This is a genomic window from Streptomyces sp. CNP082 (genome assembly GCF_059570535.1).
Window position 1 is genome coordinate 45,519 of the sequence record NZ_JCANSZ010000039.1, and the last position, 18,441, is coordinate 63,959.

General features: G+C 72.7%; 18 protein-coding genes, 2 tRNA genes and 3 pseudogenes. 8 read left to right on the plus strand and 15 right to left on the minus strand.

Translation table 11 applies throughout. The features are described 5' to 3' along the window. The first annotated feature begins 6 nt into the window (after positions 1 to 6). The 4 genes and pseudogenes from B124_RS26260 to B124_RS26275 form a co-directional block, all read left to right on the plus strand. Positions 7 to 1,602 carry a complex I subunit 4 family protein gene (locus tag B124_RS26260; protein ID WP_496505433.1) on the plus strand — a complete coding sequence of 532 codons (1,596 nt, stop codon included), beginning with the start codon at positions 7 to 9 and terminating at the stop codon, positions 1,600 to 1,602. Then, positions 1,602 to 3,182 carry an NADH-quinone oxidoreductase subunit N gene (locus B124_RS26265; RefSeq protein ID WP_496505434.1) on the plus strand — a complete coding sequence of 527 codons (1,581 nt, stop codon included), beginning with the start codon at positions 1,602 to 1,604 and terminating at the stop codon, positions 3,180 to 3,182. The genes B124_RS26260 and B124_RS26265 overlap by 1 nt, the downstream gene beginning before the upstream one ends. Before the next feature lie 141 nt (positions 3,183 to 3,323). Beyond that, complete coding sequence (gene htpX / locus B124_RS26270) at positions 3,324 to 4,181, plus strand: zinc metalloprotease HtpX (protein ID WP_496505435.1); 858 nt, start codon at positions 3,324 to 3,326, stop codon at positions 4,179 to 4,181. A gap of 108 nt (positions 4,182 to 4,289) precedes the next feature. Beyond that, positions 4,290 to 4,625 (plus strand): annotated as a pseudogene (locus tag B124_RS26275) (hypothetical protein); the annotation flags it as partial. Between the two features lie 79 nt (positions 4,626 to 4,704). On the opposite strand, the pseudogene B124_RS26280 reads toward B124_RS26275, so the two are convergent. Both B124_RS26280 and B124_RS26285 read right to left on the minus strand, forming a co-directional pair. Then, positions 4,705 to 4,867: pseudogene (locus B124_RS26280) on the minus strand (SAM-dependent methyltransferase); the annotation flags it as partial. Positions 4,868 to 5,187: 320 nt separating this feature from the next. After that, positions 5,188 to 5,883, minus strand: a complete 696-nt coding sequence (locus tag B124_RS26285) for an alpha/beta fold hydrolase (RefSeq protein WP_496505436.1) — start codon at positions 5,881 to 5,883, stop codon at positions 5,188 to 5,190. A gap of 187 nt (positions 5,884 to 6,070) precedes the next feature. Between B124_RS26285 and B124_RS26290 the strand changes: the two genes are divergently transcribed. Beyond that, positions 6,071 to 6,475: a winged helix-turn-helix transcriptional regulator gene (locus B124_RS26290; protein ID WP_496505437.1), complete on the plus strand. Its 405-nt coding sequence runs from the start codon at positions 6,071 to 6,073 to the stop codon at positions 6,473 to 6,475. Positions 6,476 to 6,557: 82 nt separating this feature from the next. Here B124_RS26290 and B124_RS26295 read toward each other — a convergent pair whose 3' ends face one another. The 10 genes from B124_RS26295 to B124_RS26340 form a co-directional block, all read right to left on the minus strand. Beyond that, on the minus strand, positions 6,558 to 7,394 hold the full coding sequence (locus B124_RS26295) for a hypothetical protein (protein ID WP_496505438.1): 837 nt from the start codon (positions 7,392 to 7,394) through the stop codon (positions 6,558 to 6,560). 69 nt (positions 7,395 to 7,463) lie between these two features. Further along, complete coding sequence (locus B124_RS26300; protein WP_496505439.1) at positions 7,464 to 8,600, minus strand: family 43 glycosylhydrolase; 1,137 nt, start codon at positions 8,598 to 8,600, stop codon at positions 7,464 to 7,466. A 201-nt stretch (positions 8,601 to 8,801) separates the two neighbouring features. Continuing rightward, entirely contained in the window at positions 8,802 to 9,221 is a 420-nt protein-coding gene (locus B124_RS26305) for a YccF domain-containing protein (RefSeq protein WP_496505440.1), read from the minus strand. Positions 9,222 to 9,377: 156 nt separating this feature from the next. Continuing rightward, complete coding sequence (locus B124_RS26310) at positions 9,378 to 10,976, minus strand: DHA2 family efflux MFS transporter permease subunit (protein ID WP_496505441.1); 1,599 nt, start codon at positions 10,974 to 10,976, stop codon at positions 9,378 to 9,380. A 91-nt stretch (positions 10,977 to 11,067) separates the two neighbouring features. Continuing rightward, entirely contained in the window at positions 11,068 to 11,634 is a 567-nt protein-coding gene (locus tag B124_RS26315; RefSeq protein ID WP_496505442.1) for a TetR/AcrR family transcriptional regulator, read from the minus strand. 225 nt (positions 11,635 to 11,859) lie between these two features. After that, positions 11,860 to 12,294 (minus strand): MaoC family dehydratase, encoded by a 435-nt coding sequence (locus B124_RS26320; RefSeq protein ID WP_496505443.1) that lies wholly within the window; start codon positions 12,292 to 12,294, stop codon positions 11,860 to 11,862. A gap of 6 nt (positions 12,295 to 12,300) precedes the next feature. Then, positions 12,301 to 12,768 carry an FAS1-like dehydratase domain-containing protein gene (locus B124_RS26325; RefSeq protein ID WP_496505444.1) on the minus strand — a complete coding sequence of 156 codons (468 nt, stop codon included), beginning with the start codon at positions 12,766 to 12,768 and terminating at the stop codon, positions 12,301 to 12,303. A gap of 108 nt (positions 12,769 to 12,876) precedes the next feature. Continuing rightward, complete coding sequence (gene rpmG / locus B124_RS26330) at positions 12,877 to 13,041, minus strand: 50S ribosomal protein L33 (RefSeq protein WP_003948671.1); 165 nt, start codon at positions 13,039 to 13,041, stop codon at positions 12,877 to 12,879. A gap of 93 nt (positions 13,042 to 13,134) precedes the next feature. Continuing rightward, a tRNA-Met gene (locus tag B124_RS26335) sits at positions 13,135 to 13,207 on the minus strand. Between the two features lie 46 nt (positions 13,208 to 13,253). Next, positions 13,254 to 13,326: transfer RNA gene (locus B124_RS26340), tRNA-Thr, on the minus strand. A gap of 277 nt (positions 13,327 to 13,603) precedes the next feature. Between B124_RS26340 and B124_RS26345 the strand changes: the two genes are divergently transcribed. The 3 genes and pseudogenes from B124_RS26345 to B124_RS26355 all read left to right on the plus strand — a co-directional run. Further along, positions 13,604 to 15,046 (plus strand): amidohydrolase family protein, encoded by a 1,443-nt coding sequence (locus B124_RS26345; RefSeq protein WP_496505445.1) that lies wholly within the window; start codon positions 13,604 to 13,606, stop codon positions 15,044 to 15,046. 232 nt (positions 15,047 to 15,278) lie between these two features. Beyond that, entirely contained in the window at positions 15,279 to 15,950 is a 672-nt protein-coding gene (locus B124_RS26350; RefSeq protein WP_496505446.1) for an SDR family oxidoreductase, read from the plus strand. A gap of 520 nt (positions 15,951 to 16,470) precedes the next feature. Continuing rightward, positions 16,471 to 16,819: pseudogene (locus B124_RS26355) on the plus strand (amidase family protein); the annotation flags it as partial. 58 nt (positions 16,820 to 16,877) lie between these two features. Here B124_RS26355 and B124_RS26360 read toward each other — a convergent pair. From B124_RS26360 to B124_RS26370, 3 genes are all read right to left on the minus strand, one after another. Beyond that, positions 16,878 to 17,282 (minus strand): hypothetical protein, encoded by a 405-nt coding sequence (locus tag B124_RS26360; protein WP_496505447.1) that lies wholly within the window; start codon positions 17,280 to 17,282, stop codon positions 16,878 to 16,880. 266 nt (positions 17,283 to 17,548) lie between these two features. Then, the gene (locus B124_RS26365) at positions 17,549 to 17,758 is read right to left on the minus strand and encodes a hypothetical protein (protein WP_496505448.1); all 210 of its coding nucleotides are present in this window, start codon (positions 17,756 to 17,758) and stop codon (positions 17,549 to 17,551) included. Positions 17,759 to 17,774: 16 nt separating this feature from the next. Further along, entirely contained in the window at positions 17,775 to 18,188 is a 414-nt protein-coding gene (locus B124_RS26370; RefSeq protein WP_496505449.1) for a DUF805 domain-containing protein, read from the minus strand. Positions 18,189 to 18,441 lie beyond the last annotated feature (253 nt).

Genomic DNA, 18,441 nt, shown 5'->3' on the forward strand with positions numbered 1-18,441 from the left:
CCGCATATGAACCACACCGCGATGCAGCTCGTCCTCGCCGCCATCGTCGTACTCCCCCTTCTCGGCGCCCTGGCCGCCCTGTTCCCCGCGCCGCCCGGCCTGAAGGGCACCAGCCCCGACCAGGCTGTGCTGCGCCACGGCGTCACCGTCACCGGCGCCGTGTTCGTCCTGTCCGTCGTCCTGGCCGCCGGCTTCGACTACGACGAAGCCGAGACCATGCAGGCCGACTCCGACGTGAGCTGGATTCCCGCCCTCGGGGTCCGGCTGCACCTAGGCGTCGACGGCGTATCGCTCCCCCTCCTCGTCCTCACCGCGCTGCTGACCTTCCTCTGCGCGGTCTACGGCTACTTCGCGCAGGAACAGGAACATCAGCGGCTGTCGCCGCGGGCCGCCGGGCCGTCACCCCGGGCGTTCGTGGCGCTGCTGCTCGTCCTCGAAGGCGGCATGCTCGCCACCTTCACCGTCCTCAACCTGCTGCTGTTCTTCCTGGCGTTCGAGATGGTGCTCATCCCGATGTACTTCCTCATCGCCCGCTGGGGCGGCGCCGGACGCGGGCCCGCCGCCTGGAAGTTCATCCTCTACACGCTGCTCGGCTCGGTCGTGATGCTCCTCGGCCTCCTCCTCATCGGGTTCAAGGGCGGCACTTTCGACATGGTGGCACTCGCCACTGACAATGGGGCGAACCTCACCCACACCACCCAGCTCATCGCCGTCCTCGCCATCGGCATCGGCCTCGCCGTCAAGACCCCGATGTGGCCGCTGCACAGTTGGCTCCCCGACGCCCACACCGCCGCCCCCACCGTCGGCTCCGTCCTCCTGGCCGGCGTGCTGCTGAAGATGGGCACGTACGGGTTCGTGCGCGTCCTGCTGCCCATCGCCCCCGACGGCATGGAGACGTACGCGCCCTACCTCGCCGCCTTCGGCGTCACCGGCATCCTCTACGGCTCCCTCGCCTGCCTCGCCCTCGCCCGGACCGGCGCGCGCGGCGACCTCAAGCGGCTCATCGCATACTCCTCCGTCGGCCACATGGGCTTCGTGCTCCTCGGCATCTCCACCCTCACCCCCACCGGCGTCAACGGCGCGCTCTTCGCCAACATCGCCCACGGCCTCATCACCGGCCTGCTCTTCTTCCTCGTCGGCGCCCTGAAGGAACGCACCGGCACCACCGACCTCGACGCCCTCGCCGGCCGCACCGGCGCCGCCCTCTACGGCAGCGCCCCGCGCCTGGGCGCGCTGCTCGCCTTCGGCGCCGTCGCGTCGCTGGGGCTGCCCGGGCTCGCAGGGTTCTGGGGCGAGATGCTGGCGATGTTCGCCGCGTACGACCCGGCCGCGGGGCTCTCCCGGCCGGCGTACCTGGTCTGCATGGCCGTCGCCGGCTTCGGCACGCTGCTCACCGCCGCGTACCTGCTCGTCGTCGTCCGCCGCGTCTGCATGGGCGACCGCACGGCGGACAAGCCGGCGGCCCTCGGGGACGTACGCCGCTACGAGATCGCCGCCTGGAGCCCGCTCGTCACCCTCACCGTCCTCGCCGGCCTCTGGCCCGCCGCACTCCTGGGCCTCACCGACCCGGCCGTGCAGAAGCTCCTCGCGGGAGGAAGCTGATGACGTACGCACACGCCGCCGTGACCCCGGCCGGCGGGACCGCGGACACGGTCCTCGCCGAGTCCTTCGTCCAGTCCGTCGACTGGCTCGCCGTCGCCCCGCCCACCATCGTCGCCGTGGCGGCCGTCGCGCTGCTCGTCGCCGACCTCTTCGTACCCGAGCGCGCCAAGCACCTCCTCGGCTGGGGCGCGGTCGCCGCGCTCGCCGTCTCCCTGCTCGCGCTCCTGCCGCTGCTCGACGGCGACCGCAGCACCTTCTGTCTCACCGGCGACTCAAACGTCTGCAGCTACACCGCCGACCGCTTCGCGCTCGTCGTGCAGCTCCTGGTCCTCGCGGGCGCGCTGCTCGCCGCGCTGCTGTCCGTCCACGACGTGCGCGCGACGAAGCTGCCCGCCGGGGAGTTCTGGTTCCTGCTGCTGTCCTCGGCCGCCGGCGCGGCGCTGCTGCCAGCGGCCCGCGACCTGGCCACGCTCGTGATCGCCCTGGAGGTCGCCTCGCTGCCGGCGTTCGCGCTGGTCGGCCTGCGCCGCGGGGACCGGCTGTCGTCCGAGGCGGCGCTGAAGTTCTTCCTCTCCTCCGTCACCGCGACCGCCGTCATGCTCCTCGGCGTCAGCTTCGTCTACGCCGCCGGGGGCAGCCTGCACCTGGCGCGCCTGGCCGACGGGCTGGAGTCGGCGCCGGAGCAGTTGGAGACGCTGGCGGCGGCGGGGGTGGTGCTGACGCTGGTCGGGTTCGCGTTCAAGACGGCGGCGGTGCCGTTCCACTTCTGGGTGCCCGACACGTACGTCGGCGCGCCGATCCCGGTCGCCGCGTATCTGTCGGTCGTCGGCAAGGCGGTCGGCTTCAGCGGGCTGATCCTCGTCACCGTGCTGGCCTTCCCCGCGTACGACGACGTGTGGGGCCCGGCGATCGCGGTCCTGGCCGCACTGACGATGACCGCGGGCAACGTCGCCGCCCTGCGCCAGCGCCTCGACGCCCCGCACAGCGCGGTCCGGCTGCTGGCCTGGTCGTCGGTGGCGCAGGCCGGCTACCTGCTGGTCCCGATCGCCGCCGCGGGCTACGCCGACGAGCCGGGGCGCGCGGTGGGCGCCACCCTGTCGTACGCGCTGATGTACGGGGTGGTGAACCTCGGCGCCTTCGCCGTCGTCGCCTCGGTGGCGGCGAAGGGGGACCGTGGCGGCCGGCTCGCGGACTACCGGGGCCTCGCCGCGACGCGGCTGCCGGTCGCGCTGGCGCTGGCGTTCTTCCTGGTCAACCTCGCGGGGCTGCCGCCGGGGATCATCGGCCTGTTCGCGAAGGTGACGGTCCTGGGCGCCGCGGTGGACGCGGGTCTCGGGTGGCTGGCGGTGATCACGGCGGCGAACGTGGTCGTGGGCCTGTACTACTACCTGAAGTGGACGGCACTGCTGTTCCGCCCGGCGCCCTCCCAGACGGAACCCACCCACACCACCCGCCTTACCCGCCCCACCCCCCTGGCCGCCCCGCTCCGCGGCGCGATCTGCCTGACGGCGGCCCTCGGCGTCGCGCTCTCGGGCGCCCCGCAGCTCGTCCTCCAGTTTGCGGGCGAAGCCCTGCTGTAACGCCGCTTCACCCGCCCGGGCGCACCGGGAGTCTGCGCTGACCAGGGAACTTACCCGGTGAGCCGCGCGTTCTGTGCCTGGGAGGGGTCCACTGGAGACAGACGGCCGACATGTGCGGCGGCAGGCTTTGGAGGGCACATTGTGCACCGGTCGAACAACGGGCTGAAGACAGCCGCGCTCCTCGGCGGCATGTCCGCGCTGATCCTGGTCATCGGCAGCATCTTCGGCCGTACGGGCCTGGTCATCGCGCTCGTCGTGGCCATCGGCACCAACGCGTACGCGTACTGGAACAGCGACAAGCTGGCGCTGCGCGCCATGCGCGCCCGCCCGGTCAGCGAGATCGAGGCGCCGAACCTGTACCGCATCGTGCGCGAGCTCTCCACCGAGGCCCGCCAGCCCATGCCCCGCCTCTACATCTCGCCCACCCCCGCCCCGAACGCCTTTGCCACCGGCCGCGACCCGCGCACCGCGGCGGTCTGCGTCACCGAGGGCATCCTGCAGATCCTCGACGAGCGGGAGCTGCGCGGCGTCCTGGGCCACGAGCTGATGCACGTCTACAACCGCGACATCCTCATCTCGTCGATCGCCGGCGCCCTCGCGTCGGTGGTGATGTTCCTGGTGAACTTCGCCTGGCTGATCCCCAGCGGCGACCGCAACGGCAACGGCCCCGGCCCCTTCGGCATGCTCCTGGTCCTCTTCCTCGGCCCGGTGGCGGCGAGCATCATCAGGCTCGCGGTCAGCCGCTCGCGCGAGTACGAGGCGGACCAGACCGGTGCCCAGCTCACCGGCGACCCGCTGGCCCTGGCGAGCGCCCTGCGGAAGCTCGAAGCGGGTACGAAGCAGCTCCCGCTGCCCCCGGAGCCGCGCATCGAGACGGCGAGCCACATGATGATCGCCAACCCGTTCCGGCGGGGCTCCGGCAACATGTCGCGGCTGTTCTCGACGCACCCCCCGATGGCGGAGCGCATCGCCCGCCTGGAACGCATGGCGGGCCGCTGAGGGGCACCCTGCGCCTGCCCGCCGGGGTAGCGTGAGGCCCATGTCTGGTGGGCGCGGTGGTCGCGGCAGGACGAACAGGGGCTCAGCCCGCTGGCGGCGGGCCTGACGATGCTGCTCATCGCGGCGGGGCTGGGGTTCGGGATCATCGGGCTGCAGTACGCGGCGGTGAGCGGCGTGACGGAAAGCGACGCGGGGATCGCCTCGGGCGTCCAGCGGGCGGCGGACCAACTGGGCGACTCGACGGGGGTCACGCCGTACGCGGGCACCGGTTTCGCCCCGGCCCTGGACGCCGGCAACCCGACCCGGGCCGACGCGAGGGAGCCACCGCCGAAGGGCTGGTTGGTGCGTGTCACAGAGCAAACTCGGGCGACGGGGCCCGATTTGGGCCGGATTACGGGGGGTGTTACCGCAAGTTACGACCGGATTCCTCCGCCCGCGCTTTGATCATGCCGGCCGGCCTGGGCGGTTGCGTGGCGAACGCGCGCGGGTGAGCGCGCCCCCGGCCCCCACCCGCCGCCCGTCAAGGTGAAGCAGGTGAGCGCGAAGTGCCCGCCCGGCGCCAAGGCGCGGTCCAGCAGCGCGAGGCAGCTGACCCGCCGATGCGGCGGCAGGTGGTGGAAGCAGCCGGAGTCGAGGATCAGGTCGTACGGGCCGTCGAGTTCCGCGTCCGTGAGGGCGAAGATGTCGGCGCAACGGCACCCCCTTGGCGCGGTCGCCGTAGAACCCGTCCCACCCCCGGTGAGAGGTCGCCGCGGGCCGCTTCTGCTCACCGCCCGAAGCACTTTCCCGGCGGATTCGGCAGCATTGCCGACCCCCCGCCCCCGCCCCAGCCCGGTGCGGGCGGGTCCGCTGGCTGGCGGACCCGCCCGCTCCCCCGCTTCCCGCCGGCATCCGCGCCCCCACGGACCGCCGGAGGGAAGTGTGCGCCGTCCTCACGTCGTCCGGGCGGCGCCGGAACGTCCCCGGGCCGGGCGGCGCCGGAGGCCGGCCGCTGTGTGCGGTGCCGTTACCCGGTGGTCAGGAAGTGCCGTACGTGCGGCAGTACTTCCGCCGACCGGACCCAGCCGCCGTGGTGATCGGCGTCGGGTATGGAGAAGAAGGCCGCCCCGCTGCGCAGGGCCACCTCGTGCATCGGCTCGTGCCAGGGGTCGCTCGTGCCGCAGTACATCAGCATCGGCACCCCGCTGGCCGCCAGGCCGGCCTGAAGGTCCCGGTCGCGCGAGAACGCTTCGTAGTTGGCGCGCAGCGCCGCGGGGTCGGCGGCGTCGAGGACGGCGGCCTGGGAGGGGTGCGCGGTAGCGCCCTCGCACAGCAGGCCGAACACGTCGGTGTCGGCGGGCAGTCCCAGTCGCTTCAGGATGGGCGCCACCGCCGAGGCGAAGCCGTTCACGGGGTCCCAGGAGCCGGCGACGATCCGGGTGCACCGCTCCGGCGCGTGCAGCGCCATGCCGAGGGCGGTCAGCGCGCCCATGGAGTAGCCCCAGACGGTGGCGCGGTCGGCGCCGATGTCGTCGAGGACGGCGGTGACGTTCGCGACGCGGCGCTCCAGGGCGTACGCGGCGGGGTCGTGTGGTCCGTCGCTGGCCCCCAGGCCGAGCGGATCGATGGCCACCACCGTGTGGTCGGCGGCCAGGGCCGCGGTGTATCCGGTGGTGGTCCAGCTCGCGCCGATCTGGAACATGCCCGGGTGCAGAACCACCACGGGCCCCTCCCCGGACACTTCGTAGAAGATCTTCGATCCGTTGCTGTGCGCTGTCGGCAACGTCGCTCCCCGGATGCTCGTCGGCCGGACTCCCGGAAGCGCGCCCACGGATGCCACCAGGAACGTTACGATTCGTAACAGCCGATATCGTGCCGCAAACCCGGCGACTGCGGAAGAAGGCACTTTTATGTTGCAACGGAACACCGCGATAACAGACCAGGTCACCCGGTCCCCCTCAGACGAGCCCCCGTGGGACCTCTCCTGCCCCCTGCGGGAGGTGCTCGCCCTCATCGGCGACAAGTGGAGCGCCCAGGTTCTGGTCGTACTCGGCGACGGGCCGCGGCGGTTCACCGAGCTGGAACGCGCCATCGAGGGCATCAGCCGCCGGATGCTGACGCACAGCCTGCGCAACCTGGAGCGGAACGGGCTGCTCACCCGCACCGTCCACCCCGACGCACCACCGCGGGTGGAGTACGCCACCACCCCCCTGATCGACGAGATCCGCGAACCGCTGGAGACCCTGGCCGCATGGGCGAACCGGAACAGGCCGGTCATCGCCGCCGCACGCCGGGCGTACGACGGCTGCCACTGAGAACGGCGCAGCCCCCGGGGACGGGGGCTGCGCCGTTTCGGGAGGGGGCGCGGCCCTCAGACGGGGCACTCAGACGGGGTCCTCAGACGCGGCGCACCTGCATCACGGCGACGCGGGCGTCGTGGCCGTCCACGTACATGGGGACGACCTTCGTCCAGCGCAGCCGCAGTTGGGTGCCGTTCGTGCCGGGGACCCAGCCGATCTGGTCGATCCCGCCGCCGAAGGCGCGCTTCTCGTAGTCGGGCAGGAGCAGCGGCATCGGGCTGCGGTTCACGTCGCCGGTCCAGATCACCGGGAAGCCGCGGGCGCGCCAGTACCCGAGCACGTCGTCGCGGTGCTTGCGGAAGTGCAGTTGCCACATGTCGTCCCGCCACGCCTCGTACGGGTCCTGCGTACCGTTGAACGCTCCGGCCACGTAGTGGGTGTTGGCGAAGACGAACCTCACCTTCGGGTCGTCCGCCCGCGCCAGCACGGCCTCGGTGATGACCCGGTGCGGCGAGACGCCCGCCTTCCCGCCGTGGACGAAGGTGACCCTGCGGTCGACGATGTCGTACGCCTTGGGGATCGACATCGGCACCCGGCTGGCGCTGTCGTGGTTCACGAAGATGTTCCGGTAGGCGGTGCCGAAGTACTGGTTGATCCACCGCGGCTCCTGCCCGTCGGCGTCCCCCTCGCCGATCTCCTGCCAGCCCACCAGCGGCTTGGTGAGCCGGCCGTCGACCGTCACGGCGTGCCGGACGTCGCGGATGGCGCGTTCCCGCTGGCCGAGGTTCTTGCGCCCGATGTTGGCGGTGACGACGACGAGCCGCTGCCAGCCGTCGGCCGCGTCGGCGCTGCCGGCGGCGGCCAGGGCCCCGGCGGTGCCGGCGACGGCCGCGCCGCCGAGCCCGAGGGCGCGTCTCCTGGTGATCCCTGCCACGACTTCTCCCTCCGCGAGCTTGGTGTGCCGTACGGGTGCCGTACGGGTGCCGGGTGTCCGGCCGGGTCGCTACTGGACGTAGTAGCCGCCGTCGTTGAGACGCAGCGCGCCGTTGATCAGGTACCGGGGGCCGCCGTCCCACCAGTGCCACACCACCCGGAAGCTGCCGTCAGGCACGGCGAAGACGTCCATGCCGCCCGGCCCCCGGTGGTTGCCGGGCAGGCCGCGGTACGGGCCGAGGCCGCCGGAGCCGGTGTAGCCGAAGTACGGGCGCTCCACGCCGTTGCGGAGGGGCTTGCAGCGCGACGAGGGGAGCGGCGTGGTGCCGCACTCGGCGATGCCCGTGGAGTAGCGGGCGCTGTCCCAGTTGTTGCCGGAGTACATCAGGTACCAGGTGCCGTTGGCCCGCCGCCACATCGACGGGTTCTCGACGACGTGGGTGCCGCCGCTGGTCCCGCGGGTGTCCCAGGTGATGTCGGTGCTCTTCAGCACGTCCCTGCGGGTGCTCCAGACGGCCCGGCCCTCGCTGTCGGTGCGTACGGTCGAGATGCCGGTCTCGGCGCCGGACGCGATCGCGTCGTCCCGGTACGTGACGTACAGGGAGCCGCCGCCGACGAAGGGGTTGGCGTCGATCGCCCACCGCCCGCCCGGCGGGCAGGCCCACTCGCCGGCGTTGCGGAACGGGCCGCGGGCGGACGACGAGACCGCCCGGCCGATGCACTTCTGCCCGGAGCCCTTGCGCGAGGCGGTGTAGAACATGAAGTACCGGTCGCCGTAACGGGCCACCCCGGGCGCCCAGATGGCGCCGCCCGGCTCGGCCCAGGCGCCGGGCCCGCCGGGCAGCGCGTCGCCGGAGGCGCAGTTGGTCATGCCGACCGTGTTGCCGGAGCCGTGCACGAGTACGGGGACGTAGAGCCGCCCGGTGGCGCCGTCGCACCGCTGCCCGCGCCCGGCGGGCACGGTGGTGCCGTACGTGATGAACCTGCCGTCCTTCGCCCGTACGGTGTCGGGGTCGGCCAGTTGGAAGGACGACTCGTGCGCCATCGGGGAGACCTCACCGGTGCCGGTGGCCGTCTGCGGCGCGGCCTCGGAGGCGCCCGCGGCGGGGAGCGGTAAACCGGCGGCGCTGCCGATCGCCAGCGAGGTCACGGCGGCGACGGCGGCGACGACGGCGAGACGGACGGACCTCGGCCCGGTCCTGGTCACGGTTCGGGCTCCGGCTCCGGCTGCGGTCCCGGCCGCGGCCGGCAGCCGGCGGATGCGTCTGCGCACGGTTCTCCCCTTGTCATCGGTGATCCGCCGATTCAAGGAGCCGCGAATACAAAGCGGATACAAGTCGTCGGAGCCGGAGCGTAGAGAACGCGGGCGCGGTGAACCACCCCCTGTCAGGGCGGGAAGCCCCCGGTGTCAGCGCGGGGCGTGCGTGCGCGCGTAGCCGAACCGCTCGTCCGTCGGGACCACTTCGCGGCCCAGCGGCATCAGCGAGACCGGGATGAGCTTCAGGTTGGCCCAGCCGAACGGGATGCCGACGATCGACAGGAACAGCGGGATGCTGGTGATCAGATGGCCGAGGGCCAGCCACCAGCCGGCGAAGATCACCCAGACGACGTTGCCGATGAGCGACGGCGTCCCCGCGCCCGGCCGCTCCACCGTCGTACGGCCGAACGGCCACAGGACGAAGCCGGCGATGCGCAGCGCCGCGATGCCGAAGGGGATCGTGACGATCAGGATGAAGCACACCAGCGCGGCGATCGTGTAGGCGATCGCCATCCAGATTCCGCAGAAGATCAGCCACAGGACGTTCAAGAGGAGGTTGAACAGCTTCATGGTCGATGCCTCTCCCGGGCCGTCGTGTCAGGTCGCGGTCCGTCAGGACAAGTATCGGCACGGGAAGCGGCGGGACGAAAACGCAGCGCGCACGGAACCGCCCCGCGCGGGGTGGCGCGGGGCGGTTCCGGTCGCGGTCACGGTCACGGGGTCCGGTCAGACGCCGACCGGGGTACGGGCCTGCCCGCCCGCCGCGTCCGCCTCCGCCGCGTCCGCCTCCGCCGCGTCCGCCTCCGCCGCGTCCGCCTCCGCCGCGTCCGCCTCCGCCGCGTCCGCCTCCGCCGCGTCCGCCTCCGCCGCCGTGACGGCGGCGGACGACGCGGCGGCCTGCGCCGCCGCCGGCCGGTGCCTGTGGAGCAGCAGCGCGACCACCGCGCCCGCCGCCACCGCCGCCGCACCGGCCCACAGCGCCGGCGTCAGGCCGTCGACGAAGCTCTGCCCCGTCTCGTAGCCGCCCTGGGCGGAGAAGACCGCCGCCAGCACCGCGATGCCCAGCGCGCCGCCCAGCTCGCGCAGCGCGTTGTTGGCGCCCGACGCGATGCCCTGCTCCTCGGGGCGGACGCTGGAGAGCAGGACGTTGGCGGAGGGCGCGAAGGTCATCGCCATACCCATGCCGCTCACCGTCAGCGGAGCCAGGATCGCCCCGTACGAGAAGCCGACCTCGGCCGCCAGCGCGAAGAGCGCGAGGCCGAGCGCCTGCAGCGCCAGCCCGGCGACGATGATCGGCCGGCCGTCGATGCGGTCGGAGAGCAACCCGGCGATCGGGGCGACGACCAGCGGCATAGCGGTCCACGGCAGCATCCGCAGGCCCGCCTCCAGCGGCGAGTAGCCGCCGACGTCCTGGAGGAACTGGCTGAGCAGGAAGATCGAGCCGAACATGCCGAGGGACATCAGCACGCTCCCGGCGTTGAGGGCGCTGAAGCTGCGGTTGCGGAAGAGGCGCATGGGCATCATGGGGTGCGCGGCGCGCTGCTCGTACGCGACGAAGGCGGCCAGCAGCACCGGCGCCGCGATCAGCCCGGCGAGGACGGGGCCGGCGGTCCAGCCGTCGGTGTTGCCGCGCACCAGGGCGTAGACGAGGCCGAAGAGCGCGGTGCTGGCGAGCACGGTGCCGGGGATGTCGAGGCGGTCGTTGGGGCCGTGGCTCTCGGCCAGCTTCAGCCGGACCAGCGGGATGAGGGCGAGGCCGACGGGCACGTTCAGCCAGAAGATCCAGTGCCACGAGATGTGCTCGGTCAGCGCCCCGCCGACCAGTGGCCCGGACGCGACGGCCACCCCCTGCACCGCGCCCCAGACGCCGAGCGCCATCCCGCGGCGCGCGGCCGGTACGGCGGCGGAGAGCAGGGTCAGCGACAGCGGCATCAGCAGCGCGGCGCCGAGGCCCTGCACGGCGCGGGCGGCGACGAGGGCGTCGATGCCGGTGGAGAGCGCGGCGGCGGCGGAGGCGGCGGTGAAGACGGCGATGCCGACGGCGAACATCCGGCGGCGGCCGAAGCGGTCGCCGAGCGAGGCGCCGAGCATGAGGAGGACGGCGAAGGTGAGCGTGTACGCGCTGACCGTCCACTCCAGGTCCTCGAGGCCGCCGCCGAGGTCGTCGCGGATGGCGTGCAGCGCGGTGGTGACGACGAGGTTGTCGAGCGCGCCCATGAAGCTGGCGAGGCTGGTGAGGAGCAGCGCCCAGAAGACGGGGCCGAGGCGGCGCCCGGCGGGGGCCGGCAGCGGGGCCGCGGCCGGGGCCGTGTCGGTGGCGGACATGGTTCCCTCCTGATTAGTTATTACTCAATAACTTTCGCGCCCATGCGTATGCGCGGGGGTTTCGGTACTGCGTGACTGCGTGACTGTGTGACTACGTGCTCGGCTTGCTCGGCTTGGTCTCGGGCCAGAAGCCGTCCCAGACCCGGTCGTCCGGCGGGTAGCCGAGCGCGACCAGGGTGTTGATCAGCATCCCGAAGGCGAGGAAGGTGGTGGTCTCCGCGGTGTCGCCCTCGAATGTCAGCAGTGAGAAGTCGTAGAGGTGCTCGGACCAGGCGGCCCGGATGGGCTTGCCGAACTCGTGGTCGCCCGACGACTCGGCCGAGGCCACCGCGACGTACATCTGCATCTGCATGAGCAGCAGGTCGCGGTTCTCGATCATCTGCTGGTACGCGACGGCCACCGCCTTGTGCGCCTCCTCCGGCGACAGGCCCTCGGCGGCGGTGCGCATCACGGTGCCGGTGTCCTCGATGCAGCGCAGGGCGGCGGCGAGGAAGATGGCGCGCTTGTTGGGGAAGAGGCGGAAGAGGTACGGCTGGGAGACGCCGACCCGCTTGGCGATGGACTCGGTCGACGTGCCGTGGTAGCCGCCCCGGCCGAACTCCGTGATCGCCGCGCGGATGACGCTCTCACGCCGCTCCTCTGCGCTCATGCGTGCCATGGGCAGTAAGTTATTGGCCACTCACTAACTTGTCAAGCGCGGCCCGTGCGGACCGGCCCCCGAGCGTGTGTCCTGGCTCGGGCACCCGCGCTGCGCTGGCGCCCGTGACGCCGGCGTCTGCTGTCCCGGCGTCTGCTGTCCCGGCGCGTGCTGTCTCAGTGCCTGCTGTCTCAGCGCCTGCTGTCTTAGCGCCTGCTGTCTTAGCGCCTGCTGCGCCGGTCCTCGCTATGCCAGCCGGACCACGGCCCGCGACATCCCCAGCACCTTCTGCCCGCCGCTCGTCGCCGTCAGGTCCACCCGGACCGTACGCGCCTCGTCGTCCAGCTTCTGCGCGACCTTCCCCGACACCTCGATCACCGCGCCCACACCGTCGTCCGGCACCACCACCGGCTTGGTGAACCGCACCCCGTAGTCCAGCACCGCGCCCGGGTCGCCCGCCCAGTCCGTGACCACCCGGATCGCCTCGGCCATCGTGAACATGCCGTGCGCGATCACATCCGGCAGCCCGACCTCCTTGGCGAACCGCTCGTTCCAGTGGATCGGGTTGAAGTCCCCGGACGCGCCCGCGTAGCGCACCAGCGTCTCGCGGGTCACCGGGAACGACTGCGCCGGCAGCTCCGTGCCGGCCTCGACGGCGTCGTACGCCACCTTCGCCACCATCGGCCCTCAGCCCTCCTCGGCGGCTCGGGCCACCAGCTTGATGATCGTCGTCACCACGTGCTCGCCGGCGGCGCCGTCGTCGTGGACGGCATGGACCTCGCCGCGCACGTCCATGATGTCGTTCCCGGCCATCGACTTGATCGACTCGATCGTCGTCGTCACCGAGAGGCGGTCCCCGGCCCGTACGGGACGGCTGTACGCGAACTTCTGATCCCCGTGCACCACCCGGCTGTAGTCCAGCCCCAGCTTCGGGTCCTCGATCACTTGCCCCGCCGCCCGGAAGGCGATCGCGAACACGAACGTCGGCGGGGCGATCACGTCGGGGTGGCCCAGGGCCTTCGCGGCCTCCGGGTCGGTGTAGGCGGGATTCGCGTCGCCCACCGCCTCCGCGAATTCGCGGATCTTCTCCCGGCCCACCTCGTAGGGGGCGGTGGGCGGATAACTCCGGCCCACGAAGGACTGATCGAGTGGCATGAACCCTCCTGGAGGCGTCCGGGGCGCGTCTGGCGGGGGCGTGTGGTGCGGGGTGAAGCGCGGCGAACCCCTCGTCCCGGGTGGGACGAGGGGTTCGATGGCCTGCGTTCAGCGGGTCTCGCGGTGCGCCGTGTGGGCGTTGCAGCGAGGGCAGTGCTTCTTCATCTCAAGACGGTCCGGGTTGTTACGCCGGTTCTTCTTGGTGATGTAGTTCCGCTCCTTGCACTCCACGCAGGCCAGCGTGATCTTCGGGCGGACGTCTGTGGCAGCCACGTGAGTGCTCCTTGACGAACGGACAGCTTCTCTTCAACGCAGAAAGAGTAGCCGATCGAGGGTTCGAGCCTGCAATCGGCTACTTGAGGTGAGTAGCGGTGACCGGACTTGAACCGGTGACACAGCGATTATGAGCCGCTTGCTCTACCGACTGAGCTACACCGCTGCGATGCTCTGCTCCTCCCAGGATAGCGAGGTGCGAACCGCATCAGAGCCCCAAAACGGAATCGAACCGTTGACCTTCTCCTTACCATGGAGACGCTCTGCCGACTGAGCTATTGGGGCGAGCGATGAAGACACTACACGCTGAGCGGCCGAACGTGAAATCAGTAACCCGTCCTTGATCGCGCTCGCTCGTACGTGCCGATCGCCGCCGGTGGGCGGACCTGCGGGTTGCCGCGCCGGTACGACTTATCCCCTCCTCTCCCCTCCTCCGGGGCGCGCGGGCCTGCCCCACCTAGGCTCGTTCGCGCCGTCTGGTGCAGACCGACGCTTTCTGATCTTGATTGTGCGATTTTGCTCACATCGGGGATGTTTACCCTGACCTGCCCGCAGGAGTCACATGCCCGCCAGCAGCCCTCCGCAGCAGCCTCGGCACGGATCCGCCCCGGGCGGTGACGGAACATCTGTGCTGTGCAGCGCACGACTCGTGGACGGCAGGACGGTGGACGTACGTCTCGGGGACGGCCGGATCCTGGCGGTGGGGGCGGCGGGCAGCCTGGCGGGGCGGGCGGGCGGGTGCGGGGCGCGGGTGGATCTCGGCGGGTATCTGCTGCTGCCGGCGCCGGTGGAGGCGCACGGGCACCTGGACATGGCGTTGACGGGGGTGGGGGGTGGTGGGGGTGGGGGCGGGGGCGGTGAGGGGAGTGCTGCTGAGGCTTCCGGGTCTCCTGATTTTCCGGAGTCTTCTGGTTCTTCGGGGTCTTCTGGTTCTTCGGGTTCTTGGGGGTCTCCGGCGTCTTCAGGGTCTTCGGGGTCTTCGGGGTCTGCTGTGGCCGGCATGCAGCGGCGGGCTGTCGAGGCCGCCCTCCTCCAACTCGGGCACGGCGCGACCGCCTTGCGCACGCACGTCCGTATCGGCGGCGGCGCCGGGCTCGACAATCTCCGCGCCGTGCTCGCCGCCCGCGCCGCGCTGCGCGGGCTCACCGACGTCGCGGTGGTGGCCGCGGCCCCGGTGCTGACCGGCGTCGCGGGGGCCGGGGGCCGGGCGCTGCTCCACGACGCCGTCGCCATGGGCGCCACCGCGCTCGGCGGCTGCCCGGACCTGGACCCGGACCCGGCGGGCTATACGGAGGCCGTGCTGCGGGTGGCCGCGGAGTACGGGTGCGCGGTCGATCTGCACTGCGACGGTGCGGACCCCGCACGGCTCGACCGGGTGGCGGCGGTGGCGGGGGAGCTGCGGTGCGGGGCGGGGGTGGCTGTCGGGCCGTGCGGCGGGCTGGCGCGGGTGCCGTACGAGACGGCGGCGGGGGTGGCGGAGCGGCTGGCCGGTGCGGGGGTGGCGGTGGTGTGCCTGCCGCAGGGGGACTGCGGTGCGGTGCGGGAGGCGGGGGGCGGTGGTCCGGCTTGCGGTGCGGGGGTGCGGCCGTTTGCGCACGCCCCCGTGCGGCTGCTGCGCGCCGCCGGGGTGCGCGTCGCGGCGGGGACCGGTGCCGTACGCGACGCCGCGAACCCGGTGGGGCGCGGGGACCCGCTGCAGTCCGCGTACCTCCTCGCCGCCACCGGCGAGACCGGCCCGGCGGCGGCGTACGCGACGGTGGCCGGACAGGCGCGCGCGGTGCTGGGGCTGCCGGAGGTGCGGGTGGAGGCGGGTTTTCCCGCGGAGCTGCTGGCGGTACGGGGGGACTCCGTCGCGGGCGCGCTGTCGCTGGGGTACAGCCGGATCGTGATCCACCGCGGCCGGGTGGTGGCCCGTACGAGCGCGGTACGGGAGTACTGCGGCTCCGGCAGCGGCTCCGCGGAACCGGCCCTGCCGCGCCAGGGCCTGCGGCGTACGGCGGGCTGAGGGGGCACGGGAGGCCGCGGCCGGGGGGAGCCGCGGCGTCGCCGCCCGGCCGTCGGACGCCGGCGTTGTCAGAGGAGCCGCATACCCTTGGGCGGGTGTGAGGGGGACATGCATGTGGGGGGACAGGGGTGGGGCATGAGGGGGAAACGGGGGACACGGATGCCCGGTCCCGGCCAACTGCCGTGCGGTGCACGCCGCGCGCCGTGGGCCGTCAGGCGTTAACGTCGGACTCATGCGCATCGTCATCGCTGGAGGACACGGTCAGATCGCCCTGCGGCTGGAGCGGCTCCTCACCGCCCGGGGCGACGAAGTCGCCGGTCTCATCCGCCGCCCGGAGCAAGCCGACGACCTGCGGGCCGCAGGCGCCGAACCGGTCGTCTGCGACCTGGAGTCCGCCGGCGTCGACGAGGTCGCCCGGCACCTCGAAGGCGCCGACGCCGCGGTGTTCGCCGCCGGTGCGGGACCCGGCAGCGGCGAGGCGCGCAAGGACACCGTCGACCGCGGCGCCGCCGTGCTCTTCGCCGACGCCGCGGAGGCGGCCGGTGTGCGGCGCTTCGTCGTCGTCTCCGCCATGGGCACCGACCGTGAGCCGCCGTCCGGCACAGACCCGGTTTTCGCCGCGTACCTGCGGGCGAAGACAGTCGCGGACGACGACGTACGGGCCCGGGCGGGTCTGGACTGGACGATCCTGCGCCCCGGCCGGCTGATGAACGACGCGGGCACCGGTCTGGTCAACCTCGCCGAGCGGACGGGCCGTTCGGAGGTCGCGCGCGACGACGTGGCGGCGGTGCTGGCAGCGCTGCTGGACGAGCCGCGGACGGCGGGGCTGACGCTGGAACTGGTCGGCGGCGGCACCCCCGTGCTGGACGCGGTCGCGGCGGTGGCGGGCGCGGGAACGGCGTAAGCCGACGGCGTACGCACCCGAGCCCGCGCCGTACGGGACGAGGCGCCGCGCCCCCGGCGTTGTGCGTGCTGCGGTGGCACGGGGTCGCGTTGGTACGTGCCGTGGCGCGCGCGAACGTGCCGCCCCGCCGCTCTCCCGTGTCGTACGACCTCGCCCCGACCCCTCACACCCCGCCCGTACCGGCACGCCCCCTTGTGCTCCCCCCGGGGCTGCAGTGCGCTGAGCCCCATGGGGAGCAGGAGCACCGCCACACTCGTCGCCGTCCTCGCCGCCGGGGCCCTCCTCGCGGGGCCCACCGGTCTGCCCGGCCCGTCCGCCCACGCCGCCCCACCCCGCCCCGCCCCCGCGGCACCCGCGCCCGCGCCCGCACCCGATGCCCTCGGTGTCGACCTCGACACCGTCACCATCCCCGAGCTGCAACGCCGCATGGACCGCGGCTCCCTCACCGCCACCGCGCTCACCCTCGCCGCCCTCGCGGAGGACGAGTCGGTACGGACCTCACTCTCGTCGTACGCCGCTACAGGCGATGCGCGCGGAGCTGAACGACCTGTCGCGGCGCTCCATCGACGAGACGATGGCCGCCCACCGCCTGGACGCCATCGCCGCGCCCACGAACCCGCCCGCGTGGACGACGGACTGCGCACGCGGCGACAACGACGTGATCCCGTCGTCCACGCCGGCCGCGGTGTCCGGGGTATCCGTCGCTGTCGGTGCCCGCCGGGTTCGTCGGTGAACTGCCGGTCGGGCTGCTGCTGATGGCCGGCGACCGGCAGGACGCCGAGCTGCTGACGCTGGGCGGGGCGGTGGAGAGCCGGCTGGACGCGTGGCGGGCGCCGCGCTATCTGCCGTCGGTGGGCGGTACGGAGTAGGTACGGGCCCGGGTCACCGGTCCCGTAGCAGCTCCGCGAGGCCCGTCAGCTTCGTCCGTCAAGCCCGGAGGTTCTCTTCGCCTTCGTACGCCGCGAGTGCCGTCTGCCGCAGCTCGAACAGCTCGGCCAGATCCGCCGTACGGATCCGCTCCCGCGCCAGCAGCACGGTCGCCTTCGCCTCCACCGCCGCCCACGCCTGCCGCGAGCACTTGTTCGCCACCCGCCGCCGCTCGCTCCGCAGGAACGCCGCCCCCGCCGCGAACCCCGCCGAGAGCAGCGAGCCCAGCGCCGCCGGCACCCGCGCGTCCGCGGACGCCAGCGCGGCGGTGCCGGAGACGGCGGCGAGCAGGGCGGCGGGGAAGCCGAGGGCGATGTCGGCCTTGGCCCAGAACTCGGCCCTGCGGTGGGCGAGTCGGCCCTGCCGGATCGCCTCGTCACGTAACCGCTCTACCTCGGTACGCATCCGGTGCGCGGGCTCGCCCCGTGCGGACGGTGGGGTTCCACCGGTGGTCGTGGCCATAGTCGATTGCAGCACAACCGCCGCCGCATGCAGAGTGCGTCAGGGCGACAGTCCTCGGCGCGCCCGGTCGTGGATTTCCGCCAACTGCGCGTGCCCGCCGAGGGGTTGGGCGTCTCGTACGGGGCGGTGCGTACCGGCAGGCTCCCGCGCCCCGGCAGGCTCCCGCGCCCCGGCCGCCTCACCCCCGGCCGCCCACCCTGCCCCCCCGCTCAGCGATACCGGCGCGTCCCCGCCAGCCACGCCCCCGCCGCCACCGCGAGCGCCGCCCCCGCCGTCGTGGCCTCCGCCGTGCCGAGCGGCAGCAGCACCCCGCCGAGCAGCGTCCCGAGCCCGATGCCGGTATAGATCGCCGAGGCGTTGAGCCCGACCACGAACGCCGTCTCACCCGGCGCGGCGGAGATGAGTCGCTGCCGCCACACCCCAGGCGTACGAGACTCACGCCCCCTCGGTGCGCGGGACGCCGCCCGCCGGAGGCAGGGGAACGTCGTGCGCCGGGATCGGAGCGGGCTTCGGATGGGGTCCATACCGGTTGTCCCCCAGAGCACTGCTCCGCAGCATGAGGACGAGGTACACGATGTAGCCCGGGCCCAGGAACCCCAGAAGAACCCACCAGCCCGACTTGCCCGAGTCGTGCAGCCGTCGGACGCTCACCGCGAGCGAGGGCAGGAAGGTCGCCAGGAAGTAGCCGGTGGTCGCCAGTGCGAGGGCGAGCGACCCGGACAGGCGCGCCGCCAGCCAGAGGGCGGCGAACAGGGGCACGGTGAGCAGCATGAACGACCAGTACTCCCGCCGGCGCGCCCGGCCGCTGAAGTCCGCGTACTTCTTGAACGGTAAGAAACACAGGCTCACAAGACCCTCCCCTGAGAACGCAGAGTGACAGCGGAGGAATCTAGCGGTGACCGCATGCCTGAACTAGACCCGAGAATCGGTCATTTGGGTTAATAGGCCCGGCAAGGGTGTGATTCATGTCATGGTTGTCTGAGGGGCGTCATGGTGGCATCACAACCCGGTGCCGCGCCCGCCGCGACCAGCGCGTTTCACCGGCTTTCCGCGGGCCGGCCACCGCTGAAATCGCGTTGAAAGGCCGTTGAGCGCCGCGCCC